Annotated in this window: 13 protein-coding genes and 3 tRNA genes; 9 read left to right on the top strand and 7 right to left on the bottom strand. The window is 60.3% G+C overall.

Going from position 1 to position 14,953, the window contains the following annotated elements; genetic code table 11:
• Positions 1-8 precede the first annotated feature (8 nt).
• The gene (phaC, locus tag B3H86_RS10550) at positions 9-1,976 is read right to left on the bottom strand and encodes a class I poly(R)-hydroxyalkanoic acid synthase (protein ID WP_292053637.1); all 1,968 of its coding nucleotides are present in this window, start codon (positions 1,974-1,976) and stop codon (positions 9-11) included.
• Between the two features lie 74 nt (positions 1,977-2,050).
• Here phaC and B3H86_RS10545 point away from each other — a divergent pair, with 74 nt between their 5' ends.
• The 6 genes from B3H86_RS10545 (at position 2,051) to B3H86_RS10520 (ending at position 5,994) form a co-directional block, all read left to right on the top strand.
• On the top strand, positions 2,051-2,497 hold the full coding sequence (locus B3H86_RS10545; RefSeq protein ID WP_292053634.1) for a hypothetical protein: 447 nt from the start codon (positions 2,051-2,053) through the stop codon (positions 2,495-2,497).
• Between the two features lie 121 nt (positions 2,498-2,618).
• Positions 2,619-4,424, top strand: a complete 1,806-nt coding sequence (recJ, locus tag B3H86_RS10540) for a single-stranded-DNA-specific exonuclease RecJ (RefSeq protein ID WP_292053827.1) — start codon at positions 2,619-2,621, stop codon at positions 4,422-4,424.
• Between the two features lie 112 nt (positions 4,425-4,536).
• Positions 4,537-4,611 (top strand) — tRNA-Glu (locus tag B3H86_RS10535).
• A gap of 229 nt (positions 4,612-4,840) precedes the next feature.
• Complete coding sequence (locus B3H86_RS10530; RefSeq protein ID WP_292053631.1) at positions 4,841-5,359, top strand: cold-shock protein; 519 nt, start codon at positions 4,841-4,843, stop codon at positions 5,357-5,359.
• A gap of 28 nt (positions 5,360-5,387) precedes the next feature.
• Positions 5,388-5,861 (top strand): DUF192 domain-containing protein, encoded by a 474-nt coding sequence (locus B3H86_RS10525; protein ID WP_292053627.1) that lies wholly within the window; start codon positions 5,388-5,390, stop codon positions 5,859-5,861.
• A gap of 56 nt (positions 5,862-5,917) precedes the next feature.
• A tRNA-Pro gene (locus tag B3H86_RS10520) sits at positions 5,918-5,994 on the top strand.
• 29 nt (positions 5,995-6,023) lie between these two features.
• Here the strand turns inward: B3H86_RS10520 and B3H86_RS10515 are convergent.
• Positions 6,024-6,698 (bottom strand): polysaccharide biosynthesis/export family protein, encoded by a 675-nt coding sequence (locus tag B3H86_RS10515; RefSeq protein WP_292053625.1) that lies wholly within the window; start codon positions 6,696-6,698, stop codon positions 6,024-6,026.
• Between the two features lie 161 nt (positions 6,699-6,859).
• On the opposite strand from B3H86_RS10515, the gene B3H86_RS10510 reads away from it, so the two are divergent.
• The gene (locus tag B3H86_RS10510; protein ID WP_292053621.1) at positions 6,860-8,257 is read left to right on the top strand and encodes a GumC family protein; all 1,398 of its coding nucleotides are present in this window, start codon (positions 6,860-6,862) and stop codon (positions 8,255-8,257) included.
• 44 nt (positions 8,258-8,301) lie between these two features.
• Positions 8,302-9,000 (top strand): hfsB, encoded by a 699-nt coding sequence (locus B3H86_RS10505; RefSeq protein ID WP_292053618.1) that lies wholly within the window; start codon positions 8,302-8,304, stop codon positions 8,998-9,000.
• Here B3H86_RS10505 and B3H86_RS10500 read toward each other — a convergent pair.
• Genes B3H86_RS10500 through B3H86_RS10485 form a run of 4 tightly spaced genes read right to left on the bottom strand, consistent with a single transcriptional unit; the run spans position 8,989 to position 13,846 of the window.
• Positions 8,989-9,918 carry a glycosyltransferase family 2 protein gene (locus tag B3H86_RS10500; protein WP_292053616.1) on the bottom strand — a complete coding sequence of 310 codons (930 nt, stop codon included), beginning with the start codon at positions 9,916-9,918 and terminating at the stop codon, positions 8,989-8,991. The two genes, B3H86_RS10505 and B3H86_RS10500, sit on opposite strands and share 12 nt — an antisense overlap.
• Positions 9,919-10,797, bottom strand: a complete 879-nt coding sequence (locus tag B3H86_RS10495) for a glycosyltransferase family 2 protein (protein ID WP_292053613.1) — start codon at positions 10,795-10,797, stop codon at positions 9,919-9,921.
• A 44-nt stretch (positions 10,798-10,841) separates the two neighbouring features.
• Positions 10,842-12,296, bottom strand: coding sequence for a lipopolysaccharide biosynthesis protein (locus B3H86_RS10490; protein ID WP_292053610.1), 1,455 nt, complete (start codon positions 12,294-12,296; stop codon positions 10,842-10,844).
• Positions 12,296-13,846, bottom strand: coding sequence for an exopolysaccharide biosynthesis polyprenyl glycosylphosphotransferase (locus B3H86_RS10485; RefSeq protein WP_292053607.1), 1,551 nt, complete (start codon positions 13,844-13,846; stop codon positions 12,296-12,298). The genes B3H86_RS10490 and B3H86_RS10485 overlap by 1 nt, the downstream gene beginning before the upstream one ends.
• 139 nt (positions 13,847-13,985) lie before the next feature.
• On the opposite strand from B3H86_RS10485, the gene B3H86_RS10480 reads away from it, so the two are divergent.
• Positions 13,986-14,077 (top strand) — tRNA-Ser (locus tag B3H86_RS10480).
• Positions 14,078-14,255: 178 nt separating this feature from the next.
• On the opposite strand, the gene B3H86_RS10475 is transcribed toward B3H86_RS10480, so the two are convergent.
• Entirely contained in the window at positions 14,256-14,891 is a 636-nt protein-coding gene (locus B3H86_RS10475) for a glutathione S-transferase family protein (protein ID WP_292053605.1), read from the bottom strand.
• Between the last annotated feature and the right edge of the window lie 62 nt (positions 14,892-14,953).

The raw sequence follows: 14,953 nt of genomic DNA, 5'->3' as shown, positions 1-14,953 counted from the left end.
GAGACGCATCAAGACTTTACCTTAACGTATGAGCCGGGTGCTGGCTCGATAGGGGGCAGAGGCCCGCGCTCGGGATTGCGGGCTTCGACCATGTTACCGGAATGACCCGCCAGCCATGCGGCCCAGTGCGGCCACCAGCTGCCGGGGCGCTGTTCGGCGCCGGCTTGCCACTCTTCGACTGTTTCGGGAAGCGCGGGATTGATCCAGTGCTGATATTTCGCAGCATCCGGATGATTGATGACGCCCGCGATATGGCCCGAACCGGCCAGCGTGAAGGTGGTGGGGCCGCCGAACAGACGCGCCGAACGGTAGACCGAGCGCATAGGCGCAATATGATCCTCGCGGCTGGCCTGGAAATAGACGGGTATCTTTACGCGTGACAGGTCTATCTTCACCCCGCCCATCTGCATCTCGCCCTTGGCCAGGGCATTCTGGCCATACATCTTGCGCAGATACTCCAGATGGAGGGTCTTGGGCATGCGGGTCTGGTCCGCGTTCCACGCCAGCAGATCGAATGGCTGCGGAGATTTGCCCATCAGATAGTTCGACACGAAGAACGACCAGATAAGATCGTTCCCGCGAAGGGCATTGAAGGTGTCGGCCATAGCCGCGCCGGGCAGAACACCGCCGGCATCGTCCATCTGGCGCTCGATCTCGGCCAGCCAATGCTCGTCGGTAAAGAGGGTGAGATCGCCCGCCTCGGCGAAATCATGTTGGGCGGCAAAGAAGGTAGCGCTGTTGATGCGCGCGTCCTTCTTGGCGGCGGCATGGGCGAGGGCTGCGCCCAACAAGGTGCCGCCGATGCAATAGCCGACGGTATTCACCTTGGTCTGGCCGGTCTGCTCCAAAACCTTTTCGACGGCGCGGTAGATGCCTTTTTCAAGATAGTCGTCGAAGTTGAAATGGGCCTTGTCCCTGTCTGGATTTACCCAGGAACAGACAAATACGCTGAAGCCCTGCGCCGTCAGCCAGCGCACCATAGAGTTGGTGGGCTGCAGATCCAGAATGTAGAATTTGTTGATCCACGGCGGGAAGATCAGCAACGGAATGGCGTGTTGTTGCGCGGTCGCCGGTTCGTATTGAAGCAGCTCGAACAGTTCGTCACGCCAGACCACTTGTCCCGGTGCGGTGGCGACATTGACCCCAACCTCAAAACCGCTGTCATCGCTTTGACGGATTGAGAGACGGCCACGCCCTCTTTCAAGGTCGGTGGCAAAGTTCTGCATGCCACGAACCAGAGACTCGCCGTTCGTCTCGGCCAAAGCCTTGAGCGCGACGGGATTGGAGGCGAGAAAGTTCGACGGTGACAGCGCATCGGTCAGCAGGCGCGTAAAGAACTGGGCCTGGCGCTTGACCTTAGGGTCGATGTCATCGGCGCTGGCGACAAGATTGTTCATCCAGTCGGCTGTCGTCAGATAGGACTGGCGCATCATGTCAAAGAGCGGATTTTCAGACCATGCTGGGTCGCGGAACCGCTTGTCCGCGGGGGTAGGCTCATCATCCGGCTGTCCCCAGGCGCGACGCGTGGCGGAGGACCACAGGTTCATATATCGCCCGAACAGATCGGCCTGGGCCTGAAACAGCTTGTCGGGCTTGGCGGCCAGACTGGTCATGACGGCCCCCATCGCGGGGGTGACGTTGAAGGGATCCGCACTCAAGGCCGCCGGGCGGTCGGCCTGGGACAGGGCGGCCTCGGCAACCGCAGACTGGGCCAGCATCGCAGCCTTGGCGAGGTTGAGCGACAACTGCTCTATCTGCTGCAACTGCTCGGCTCCGAAGCCGCTGCCATGATCCTTTTCAGCTTTGGCAGAGGTCTGGGGCGAAGGATCAGCGGATGCTGTATGGGCTTCTTGTGCCGCGACTTTCGGCTTGGACGAGGCTTTCGGCTTGGTTGCCGGTTTAGGCTTTGACGCCGTTTTTGACGCGGCCTTGGGCGCGGTCTTTTTGGTCGTGGTGGGCGTCACGGGTTTGGCCATTTCCGTCCTCCTTGGGCACGAAAGTGTCTCGCGCCTTCCTCGCGTCCACATGTTGGCATATATCGGTGGGTGAAATGAACGCGTATCTTGTGAAAATCTCGCTTCGAACGATCGCTGTTGTCGCAGGGTGCGGCGCAGTGGCGGCCTGTGCGACGAATCCGACATCCGAATCTTCGTCTCCGCTGACGCCGCGTATCGAACAGATTGTTGCGGAGAAGCGTGACTATCCCCGCCTGGAAGACTTTCCGGCCGCTCCGGTAAATGTGCCCGACGCCGCCTATGTGCGCTCGTCTGTCGGCCAGCTGCAGCAGTCGCAGTCCGCACTGGAGACGCAGGTCGCCGCCATCGACTGGGCCTTGACCGAGAGCGCGGACCAATATGTGGCTCAGATCCGCGAACGTCTGGCGCGTGATCAAGTCTCCATTCCCACGGCCGACACCCCTGCACAGATCGAAGCCTTTGCCGAATCCCTGAGGCAGCGCGCCAAGGCTCCGCCACCTATCGATCGCTCGCTTCGTTAGGCGAGCAACCGTGGTGCGTCCGATAGTGACGCCATCTTATGTTCTTCCTAGAATCAGCGTCGCCTTGAGCCCTGTCGTTCTGTGGCGCTTGCCCCGGATCAAAGGATAATGCGTGACCGCTATGGCGGATGATCTGACACCTTCGTCGTTTCTGGGCTTCAGCCGCTCGTTGTCGGGGCGCGCTTGGCGAATGCGCCCGGCCGATCCTGCGGTCACCCGCGCACATATGCAGTCACTCGGATTGGGTGAGGCGCTTTCGCGCGCCCTGGCCTCGCGCGGGGTCGGGCCGGAGGAAGGGCAGAACTTTCTGACACCGACGTTGCGGGCGCTGTTCCCCGATCCATCCAGCTTCATGGATATGGACAAGGCCGCCAATGCGATTCTGGACGCTCTCGAAGCCAATGAAAGCATCCACGTCTTTGCCGACTACGACGTCGATGGTGCATCCAGTGCCGCCCTGCTGGTGCGCTGGTTCCGGTCCATCGGTGCCGATCTTCCTATCTATGTGCCGGACAGGCTGAAGGAAGGCTATGGGCCCAGCGCGCCCGCCTTTGACAGGTTGAAGGCCAGTGGCGCGGACCTGGTGATCACAGTGGACTGTGGGGCCGCCGCCAATGAAGCCGTCGCCCATGCGGCCAGTATCGGTCTGAAAGTCGTGGTCATCGACCACCACATGATGCGCGAAGAGCCACCCCAGTGTCTGGCTGTGGTCAATCCCAACAGGCCGGGGTGTCCGTCAGGGCAGGGGAATCTGGCGGCGGCGGGCGTGGTCTTCGTGCTTCTGGCAGCTCTGAACCGCGAAGGCCGTCGCCGTGGACTGTTCGCCAACACGCCTGAACCGGATATCCGCCAATGGCTGGACCTGGCGGCGATGGGGGCCATTTGCGACGTCACACGGTTGACCGGCTTCAACCGTGCCTTGGCCGGTTTGGGTCTGAAAACCCTTTCGGCGTGGCGCAATCCCGGTCTGGCTGCCCTGATGCGTGCCGCAGGATCGGAAACCGGCGAAGCCAAGTCGCAAACCATAGGCTTCGTTCTTGGGCCACGGATCAATGCGGGCGGCAGAATCGGAAAGTCCGATCTGGGCGCGCAGCTGCTATCCACTGATGATCCGCGAGAGGCCGCAATGCTGGCCGAAGAGCTGGACATGCTGAACCGTGCGCGCCGCGACGTTGAGGCCGATGTAACGGAACAGGCCATCCGACGCGTTGAGGCGACGGGTGCCCATCAGGATGATTCCGCCTGTGTTGTTGTGGGCGATGAAGACTGGCACCCCGGCGTTGTCGGTATTGTCGCGGGACGTCTGCGCGAACGTTGGCGCAAACCTGTGGTCGTTATCGGTCTGGATCCAGTCAGCGGGATCGGCAAGGGCTCGGGGCGCTCCCAGCAGGGCATGAACCTTGGCCGCGCCGTACAAAAGGCATGGGAAGCGGGCGTCCTCATTGCGGGAGGAGGGCACGCGATGGCCGCGGGCCTGACGGTCGAAAGCGACAAGCTGGATGTTCTTCGCGACTATCTGAATGAAGCTCTTTCAGGAGAGCAGGAAGCCGCGATTGCTATGGACTGGGTTGAGATCGATGCCCTCATCGATGCGCGCTCGGCCACCCGCGACCTGTTCGAAAGTTTCGAGCAGCTGGCACCCTATGGTCCTGCCAATCCCGAACCTGTTTTTGCGTTCGAACATATGCAGGTCCGTGAGCCAATGGCCATGAACGGAGGGCACGTACGCTGCCGTCTGGTCGGGCCGGATGGTGCATCGGTACGCGCGATCGCCTGGCGCTGTGCGGACCTGCCGCTTGGCCAGACCCTGCTGTCTGGTCAGGGCGGGCTGTGCGTGTCTGGGCGCCTGAAAGCCGATGACTGGAACGGTCGGCGCGGCGTCCAGCTCGAGATCGAGGATGTTGCCGACCCCCGAATGAGTTCCTAGCAGGCCGAAAGGGCTCGGCACCCGCAGGTCTTTGAAAAAAAATACAGAAAATCGTTTGAGGCAGGTTGCCATCCACGAAAATGGCAACTATCAAGCCACTCGTTCGCGCCGCGGTCCCTTCGTCTATCGGTTAGGACGTCAGGTTTTCAACCTGAAAAGAGGGGTTCGATTCCCCTAGGGACTGCCACGCGGAGCTTTTCATAAAACCCTCCCCAAAATATTGATTTTTCTGCACCTTGATGCGGACTCTTACTGTTTCGCCATGCGCGTTCTGGTAGAGTTTTAAATAACAACGGTGCAAAAGAATCATTTTTCACTCTGCGAGACACTTAATTTGTGTTACGTTTCGGTGTTCGTTCAACTGAAGCTTCTCGCTAAGATTGAACACCTTGTCTGCTTTGCTTGGGTCCGTGGGGATGGAAGAAAACGATACCGTTCGCGTCGAGGGGCGCGTGAAATGGTTTGATCCGGGGAAGGGGTACGGTTTCATCGTGCCCGATGACCCCAGCATAACCGATCAAAAGGATGTCCTGCTGCACGTCACGAGCCTGAGGGATTTGGGCCGTGAAGACGCGGAAGAGGGCGCCCGCATCAGCATCGAGTGCGCGCGCAGAGCCAAAGGCTGGCAGGTCGTAACCATTATCGATCTGGCTGAGCCTGTGGCCGAACCGCGCCCGCAACGACCGCTGATCCAACGTAGCGGCGTCGCTGCCACGCCTATCGGCGAGATGGAGCCGGCCGTCGTGAAATGGTTCAACCGAACCAAGGGCTACGGATTCGTCGTACGCAATAGCGCCGAGGGCGACATTTTCGTCCACGTCGAGACGCTTCGCCGCAATGGCCTTGAGGACCTTCTGCCGGGTGACGCCGTGGACGTGCGTTTTGCCGAGGGGCCTAAAGGATTGGTGGTAGCCGAAATTCGTCCGGCGCAGTAAGTTCACGCCTCTATTCGGAGGCGATTCAATGAAGTTCACGCGCCGCACCCTCGCTTTTATCGCTGTCGGTCTTACCCTTTCGGCCTGCGCCGCTGGCAAACAGGCCGTAGATGAGCGCGGGCGCCCGTTAGAGCCGCTGTCTATAGTCACGGCCTCGGGCGAGCATTCGTTTCTTGTCGAAATCGCTGACGATGAATCCTCGCGTGCGCGGGGACTGATGTTCCGTCCTCCGCTGGAGGATGATCGGGGCATGCTGTTCCAGTTCCCGCGCGCGAGCGAGCAATCCTTCTGGATGCGCAATACGCCCAGTTCGCTGGACATCATCTACATCGCACCTGATGGAAAGATCATTTCCATCGCCAAACACACCACACCCTATTCGGATGCGCCGATCCCATCCTATGGTGCGGCGAACGGTGTGCTGGAGCTGCGCGCTGGTCGAGCGGACGAAATCGGTGCCAAGCCTGGCGACGTCGTTAAACACAACTTCTTCAAACCGTAGAAGTTTTTCTGTTGCGAAGCCGCGCGCATCGTGGCATCAGAGCGACTTCCGCGGCTCGGGGTATGGCGCAGTCTGGTAGCGCACCTGTTTTGGGAGCAGGGGGTCCAAGGTTCGAATCCTTGTGCCCCGACCACGGAATAACCTTCCTGAAATCCAGATCGCCTAGTTCCAGCGTCCATTCAGGGCATAGCTGAAGCCGACCGGCAGCGCGTCGCGTATCTGCGACATGTAGGCACCGATTTCACCGACCGCATTTCTGGGCACAAAGATAATATCGCCGCGATAGACGCGCGGGGCGTTCTGGCTGCGCGCGCCTAGGTCCACGATGGTGGACCGCGGCAGGCCATCACTGCCTCTTCGGATCAGCAGGGCGCGTCTGGATCGGGCACCCACGGTTGCTCCACCCGCAAGAAGTATGGCCTGACGGGCATCAATGGCTTCCCCCGGCAGATCAAAGGCACCGGGCGTGCGGACCTGCCCGTCAATCCAGATTTTGGCGGGGGCGGCCCTGCGCAGGGTTATCTCGACGGCCGGGCGGATCAAATGACTGGCATAGGCCTGCGAAATCCGCGCTTCGAGCTGCGCGAGGGTCAGATCGCTCGCGGCGACATGACCCACCAACGGCAATGACAACCTGCCATCAGGGGCAACGACGGCTGTACGGTTCAACTCCGGAGCCGCGGGCAGTGCAATATCCAGCTCATCACCGGGAAACAGCACATACTCCGGCTCATGCGCTGACCAGCCCTGATCCAAAGCCCACGCATAAGGCGTAGAGAGGCTACCGGCTGCACAGGCCGTGATGGCACCGAGCCATATTGTTCTGCGATCAATCATCAAGATCCCGACCATCCCCCGACTTGTCCTGAAAGAACATCGGGATTTATGGTTCACGTCTGATTAACGCCGTTCATGCATGGATACAGCCGAGGTTAATTTCAGCGGACGTGGACAGAATGGCGGCTTCCAGTGCCGGACACGGGCGACCCCGATATGGCTTGCTTGATGTCATCGCGCTCCTGTGGCGCGAGCTATGGCTGATGGGCCTTGTTTTCTTTGTGCTTATGGCGCTGGGGACCGTCGCGATTCTCGGCCTCAAGAAGACCTACTCGGCCGGTGCGTCCCTGTTTGTCGGTATCGGTCAGGAATATGTGTACCAACCCCGCGTCGGCGCGGGGAACAGCACCACACCGCTGCCGTCCGAGGTGGCCCAATCGGAAGCCGCGATCCTCAACAGCCTTGAAGTCAAGCAGCGCGTCGTGCGCGCGATGGGCGTAGAGACCTTCCATCCGCCGCTAGGGACCCCTGTCGCCGCAGCCCGCGCTGAAGCCGCCGCTATCGATACCCTGAGCCGGTCCCTCAAAATCAATGTCTCGCCCGAGAGCCCGGTGATTGGACTGACCTATGCCAGCCATGATCCAAGGCAATCCGCCCAGATTCTGAACTCGGTCATCGATCACTATCTGACCTATCGCCGCGAAGTGTTCCGCGATCGCGCGACGCCAGCCATCCGTAGCCAGCGCGCGGCGTTCGAGCAGGAGCTGGAGGCTGCCGACCGTGCCTATGAGGATTTCCTCAAATCAAATGCCATAGGCGATTTTGCAACGGCCAAGGCCGCCCTGTCGCAGAGCTATCAAACCCTGTTCGCAGAGCGTCTTGCCGTGCAGGCTCAATTGAACCAGGCAGGCCAGCGGGCCGCATCTATCGCTTCGCAGCAAGCGGGAACGCCGGCAGAAATCGCCTTGCAGCAGGACCTCAATGTCTCGGCACAGGACCAGATTTTGCAGCTTCGCACGGAGCGTGAAAATCTGTTGTCCCGCTATCAGGCCGATGCCCCGCCTGTACAGGAAATCGACGCCCGCATCCGTCAGCTTCAGGCCTTCGTTCAAACCGGAACTTCGGTCGGGGCCAAAGAGGTGCGCACCGGCCCCAATCCGGTCTGGGTCGAAATGGAAACCGCCCGCATCTCGGCTTTGGCAGAGCGTGATGCATTGCGGGCGCGTCTAGGCGTCATTAACGGCCAGGTGGCCGATATCACCGCCAAGCTGTCACGGCTGACCGAGCTGGAATCGCGAAATGCCACCCTGGCTGGCAACCGCGAAGTGCTGAGCCAGTCCATTCGAGAGTTCCAGCAGCGCGAAACCCAAAGCCGTGCCGATAGCGAACTCGTCTCGGCGGGGGCAGACAATGTGACGGTTATCGAGCGTGCCCAGCCGCCGCTCAGCGGTCACAGCATGAAGTTGCCCCTGATGGTGGTTTTGCTGATGTTCTCGGGCATTACCGCCCTGTGTGCCGGCCTCATCAGGGTCTTCACCCGCAAAGGCGTTCTGACGCCATCGGCGGCCCGCCGTACGTTTAATCTTCCGGTGTTAGCTGTAGCGCCTGCAAAAAGCTAAGCCGTGTTAGGATCGCGCCGTGATTTAAAGGCGAACCGATTCGGATGATCGACCTGACAGCAGAGATGGCAGGCTTGTGGACAGCGCTTGGCGCTGCGCCCAGCCATCGCGGTCGGCTGATCATGTTTGTCAGCGCCGTTTCGGGCGAGGGTACATCCACCGTTGCCAGAGAGTTCTCTCGATTGGCGGCGGTGCGGGCGAACCGGCCGATCTGGTTGGTCGATGCCGATCTGATGGAGCAAAGGCAACAGGTGCAGGTGATCCAACAGCCTGAACGCTTTGGCCGCTCGGGTGCTGTCGTGGCGGGCTCTCCGGATGGTTCCTGCTTCTTTGCCATCCGCCCGCCATTTGTCGATGAAAACGGACAGCGCATTCGACCGGCCCGGTTGTTGACCGCGCAGGCCTTCCTAGGCCGACGCCTGTACGTCACGCGCTTCCAGCACGAGGCCATCAAGGCCGGACAGAACGCCTTTGTCGTCAAACAGGGTGATTACTGGTCAGCCTTGGCCGCTCATGCCGACGTTGTCATTGTCGATGCACCCTCGCTGGACCGCGATGATACTGCGCTCGCACTGGCTCCGTTCATGGATGACATTGTGTTGGTCGTAGGCGAGGGGGCGGATGTCGATCCGCCACGCCATCTTACCCAACAGATCCAAGCCGCAGGTGGGCGTTTGTCGGGTGTGGTGATCAACCGCGCCACCTACAGGCCGCCACGCGCCCTCAGAAGATTACTGGCCTGAGTTTCCATTCAGGGCAGCGCCATACAAACGCGGCTCGAAAACCGTCATCCAAAAGACTTTTCCCAAGCCTTCACTGGCCCTGAGCATCAGGGCATAGCCCCGTGATCTGGAAACGGGGCGCACTATCAGTGCCGCCAGCCCAAAGGCCGCAAACTGCGCCGCACCGACAGCCATCCATCCCAGTAGGGCCAGCCAACGACGCTCTGCGCGCGATGTCTGGCTTGGACCCTGCCCGCGGGCAAATCCGCGTTTCAGCAGATATCCCAAACGTGACCTTTCTCGCGATGCGTGCTCCTCAACCCAGGCTTGTGACGCCCAGGCGAAAAGGCAGCCTTTGGCTTTGAGACGGGAAAACAGAATGTCGTCCTCTCCACCTGTCTCGTTTGCCGCAATCTCGAACGCGTCGGGCATGTCCAGAACCGCGCACCGGACCATGCTGTTACCACAGCCATAGGCATGGTCGATCAAGCCATCGTGCGCAGGACCGATCCGTGAAAAGAAAGCCTCGACCATAGGCTTCAGGTCTTCATCCGCAGATGTCGAGATACCGCGGATGGGGCCAAAAACCACATCCGCGCCGGTTTGCAGTTGGACCTTGCATAAACTGTCCAGCCAATCCGGCGATGCCATCTCGTCATCATCAAGAAAGGCCACAAACTGGCTGTCGCCCACGTGCCCCAGGCCCGTGTTGCGGGCTGTTGCGACGCCCGCGACCGATTCAAGCACATATAGAACGGGGAAGGGAGCCTCGGCAGTCAGAGCGCCCACACACTCACGCGCACTGGCATTGGGGTCGTTATCGACAATGACCAGTCGGGCGATGTGTCGTGCATTCCCTGCCGTGAACAGTGATCGGACGGCCCGCTGCAAGGCTTCAAGCCTTCGCAGGGTCGGGATCATGACCGTAACGACCGCCATCTAGACCACCTGCGCATAAAGCGCGGCGCGATAAAGTCTCAGCGCGAACGCTCTTGCGGACACCGGTGCGACTGATAGACGCACAACCCTTTGACTTAATGAAGCCGCTGCTGCGCCCATACCCATGCGATTGAGCCAGCGCGCGACCATATAGGCTTTGAACCGCATAACAGTCTCAGGATGCACGGCCAATATGCGCGCAAAATTCGCCACGGACTGCCTGTACTTTGCCATCAGGACTTCGACCGTATCCAGACCGCTGTGGTGCGCCGGATTGTCGATATGGGTGACCGGATTGTCCCTGGAGACGCGAAGGGCCCATTCCACGTCCTCCCACCCCCAACCCGAGAATGTTTCGTCAAAAGGATATTTGAGCACCACTTCGGTGCGGACGAGCAGGTTCGAGGTGTAGACATACTTTGCGGCATCCCGCGCCCGTTCCTGCGCCGTCAGGCAGTCGCTGCCTCTCGCCATTGCACAATGGACCTCGAAGGCCGGATCGACAGGACCCGTAACGACGAAGCCGCCGAAGGCAAGATGGGGCGCGCGGTCGTTATGATACTTCATCCATTGCGCGAGAAACTGCTGCGAAACCATTCTCATATCGGCATCAAGATACAGACAGACCTCTGCGCGGGCCTGTTGCGCCAGTAGATTCCGCGCCCTGGCCCGTCCGTGGTTGGTGCGGCTGCTGACCAGGCGGGCCGGCACCCTCAATCCCGAAAGCAAACGCTCAAGTTCATGCGTCAGGGCTTGGTCGCAGGTGCCATCATCAAAGATCACGATCTCTATGGTCTGATCCAGATTGCGGGCCTGTTCCTCAAGACCGATGACCAGATCTGCGGGACTTTCCCGAAGAAAGGGGATCAAGACTGACATGCTTGGCCGCGCTTCATGCCACGCCGGATTGTGCAGGGTCTGCATCACGCCCGCACCTTTGGTCTGGAGAGGATTTCAGTTTTGAGGTTCACAACCAGCTGACGCACACCTGCGGCATCCAGAAGATAGGCGCACGCGGCATAAACGACGGCCCCGGCCATGCTCTTGAGCACCAGTTCCAACAGGCCGCCAAGATTCGGTATCGCAATGACCGCCAATGCCATCACACCGGCACAGATCAGGCATTTGCCAGTGTCCCGCCACGCCACGGGCATGGGCAAAACATGGCGGCCCACAGCGATGGAGACACACAGGCCAACGCCATATCCGAGAACGGTCGCGATGGCCGCTCCCTCGATCCCCATCCGGGGGATCAGAAACCAGTTGAATCCGATATTGGCCACCGCAGGCAAAGGCATGGTCAGCAGCAGCACGCGGGTTTGCTTGGCCAGCGTAAAAGCCTGATTGAAATAGTAATACAGAAATCCGGACATCAAGGCGGACAGCGCGATCCAGGGCGTCACCAAGGCGGAATCCGCCCTCAGTGCCTCACCGATCACCACCTCGGACAGAGGCCTTGCGACAAGGGCGACGCCCACAGCCGCTGGAATGGCCACCAGCATGAAGATGCGGAACTGGTCCTTGGCCGCGACAGACAGCGCGCTTTGGCCACCGCGTTCCAGAGCCATGATCATGGCCGGTGCGCCCGCAGCCCCCAACCATATGAAAATCACGTCCAGTGTCCGGTTCGCAATGCTGTAACTGGCGTGATAGGCCCCGACCGCGGCCGCGTTCATCAACCACTCCAGCATGAACCGATCGGTAGAGGCGAGGGCCAGCGCCATGCCCAGAGACAGCGAGATGGGATAGCCGTATCGCGCGTACCGCTTTAGCGAGGCTCCTTCGCAGATGCCGTCGCGCGCCTTGGCCAACTCTGTCGGCAGGATAAACGGCAAAATCGCCAATGGAGCGACAAGCAGACCGATCAACGGGGCGCTGGCTCCGGCACCTATAAAGGCCGCGGCAACACCGACAGCGAACACACAAAGGGTGTAATAGATATCCAGTCCGGCGGCCCGCACCACGTCACCGCGCGCCCGATGGGCCAGTTTCACCATGTTGAACAGGCTGCGTACCGGCACGCCCAACAGGGCGACAAGGACGGCCGATCTTAAAACATCAGAAACCGGCAAAAAGGCGCAGACCAGTATGATCACGATGACAAAAGCGACCGATAGCACCAGCAGAGCCCTGTAAAGGGTCGCATAAAGCACCGGCTGCCTGTTCGGCGACACCTCTGCCGCCCAGTGTCTCTCCATCGCCGCTTCGGCCCATGAAAACACGGCGACATGAACCAGTGCCATCAGTGCAAACGAAAGCGCATAGATGCCGAACTCTTCGGGCGTAAGCAGGCGCGTGAAAACCAATATGCTGACGACACCGATCAACGCCTGCAGCAGGTTTGCGGGCAGATAGCCCATCAGTCCGCGTACAAACATCAGCGTACCGCCAGCTTGTCACCCAGCAAGACGGGCAGCGTCCGCAGCATGATCCAGACATCCAGCCAGAAACTTTGGCGCTCGATATAGTCGATATCCAACTGCACCCGACGGCGCACTTCCTCGGCGGTATGCATCGGGCCGCGCGATCCATTGATGGCCGCCCAGCCCGTCAGGCCGGGCTTGATACGGTGCCGGTGGGCGTATTCGGCTACGATCTGTGAGGACACGACATTGCCGGTCCGCATGGATATGGCGTGGGGGCGGGGGCCGACGAGGCTCATTTCGCCCCTCAGCACATTCAACAGTTGAGGCAGTTCATCCAGGCTGGTGACACGCAGGAACCTGCCCGCGCGGGTAATACGGTCGTCATCGTGGGTGACCTGCTGCGCACCGGATCGATCCATGCGGTCTATGCGCATGGTGCGAAACTTCCAGACGACAATCCGTTCCTGATTGAAACCGTGGCGCTCCTGTTTGAACAGGGCGGGCCCGCGACTGTCCAACTTTATCCATAGACCGATGAGCAGCAGCAGCGGCGACAGAGCCAACAGGGCGATACCGCCGATCAGCACATCCTGAAGCCGCTTGTAGAAAGCGGAAAGCTCGGGGTGGGCCCGTCGGCGTAGCGCGGCCACGGGCGTTGCCGATAATTTGTCCAGCGCCGCACCGATCTCTGAATTGGACGGGTCCGCGCTCTGGATCAGGGTCGCTATGCGATTGGGCAGTGACGACAGCCGACGCTCTAGAATGCGCAATCGCTCGCTGGCCTCCGCGGGAACGGCCAATACGATACAATCCAGATACGGTGTCAGATGGTGCGCCAACAGCTCGTCTGTAGTGCCCAGAACCGGAACGCCGGCTATGCCCTCGGGTACGCGGTCGTTTCGGTCATCGAATATGCCGATGATATTTACGTCACGACGGTTCAGGGCTGCCTGTACCATACGCTCGGCGCTTCGTGTGGCACCGACCAGGACGACATTGGGAATCAGGGCCCCTGTTCGTCGGCCCCGCGAAATGGCCGCAGCCCAGATGGTGTGCAGAACCAGGATGCATCCAGCCAAGGCGATGGCCCAGCCAGAAAAGCGCCCGATATCCGCAGTCTCAACAACCAGCTGGAGCGGTATTCCCGCTATCGCCCCCGATCCGGCACACAGGGCGGCAACCAGAGCATGGCGCACAATGCCCCTTGGCGACGTGAAGCTGTAAAGACTTGAAGCCAGCATGAACCACATGGCCACGGTCCAGCCCAAGGCATAGGGCGCGAACTGTGCCAGCGTAATCTGTCCGATCTGATGGATGCCGCCCGGATAGGTGACCCAGCCCAGGGTGAGCGTGGCAGTCAGGGCCAGATCGATACCGCGGTAATAGAAAACCCTCAGGCGATAGGCGGCGCGTTGCCGTGCATTGGTCCATGACAGCGGGCGAAAAGGGCCGCGACGGTGCCGTGAAGGCTTCGCATCAGCTTTGGCTGATTCGTTTGCCCCCTCCGTGACAGCCTCCAGCCGCGCCGATTGCGCGCGGTCTTTGTAAGAATATACGCCCACCCATCCCCCAACGGACCGCCATTACAGTGTCGTATTACACCGAAATCTGAATTGGAGCGTAATAGCCGCGGTTAACGCGCAGATTTTTTGAAATCCCCGTTGCGTACCCGACAGTTACGGGCTATCCAGCGCGCCTGCCGGAGACGTGGCCGAGTGGCTGAAGGCAACGGTTTGCTAAATCGTCGTACCCTGTAAGGGGTACCGAGGGTTCGAATCCCTCCGTCTCCGCCAGTCCCTTTTGTGGACTGGCTTTCCCGCACAGGGCGGGGGTTTATCGCAAATGGGTGCTGCATCTGGATCAGGTGGAAACCCTAGCAGACCAATCTGACACAAGCTGCTACGCGACAGAAAAGCCCCCGACCATAGGGCCGAGGGCAGGTTTGAAACTGGAACGCCGGTAAATGTGAACTCAGGCTGCCAGAGGTAGACCTTCGGCCTGCATGACGGCAGCGATGACAGGGCGGTTCTTCAGCAATCGCGCGACATAGGTGCCGAAGGCCGGATATTGATCCAACGGGATACCGACCGAGCGGGCCCAGCCGTAATAGACAAGCAGATAGGGGTCAGCGACGGTGTACAGATTGCCTGTCGCATAGGTGCGGCCGTCGGACAGCAGGGTGTTTATGTCGCCGATGAAGCTGCTGACGTTCACCTTCCCCTTGGCCCTGATCGCCGGATAGTCATCCTCGTGGATAGAAAAGCGTTCGGCGCGCCACACCTGCTTGAAGGCCGCATGCACATCGCTGGACAGCCAAGAGATCAGTTCCTGAACCCGCGCACGGGCGAGGGGATCAACGGGCAAAAGCCCTGCCCGGGGATGGGCATCCGCTAGATAGGGAAGGATTGCCCCGACCTCGGTCAGTATCTGTCCATCAACGCCCAGGGCAGGCACGCGGCCCTTGGGATTGATCTTGAGATAGTCGGGGTGCTCGTGGTCGCGGCTGCGTACCGATACGAGTTGCAGCGTGTAGGGAACGCCCAGCTCTTCCAGAACGATGTGCACGGCCATCGAACACGCGCCAGGTGAATAATAGAGGGTGTACATCCTGTCCTCCGATAGGAACGGTCGGTAGGGCACGGCGGTAACCCGGTGAAGGTGTGGGGCCG

It is taken from the genome of Brevundimonas sp. UBA5866 (genome assembly GCF_002432125.1).
Taxonomy (GTDB): Bacteria; Pseudomonadota; Alphaproteobacteria; order Caulobacterales; family Caulobacteraceae; genus Brevundimonas.
The sequence above is the reverse complement of the archived record's forward strand: the minus strand, read 5'-3'. Positions and strand labels throughout refer to the sequence as shown.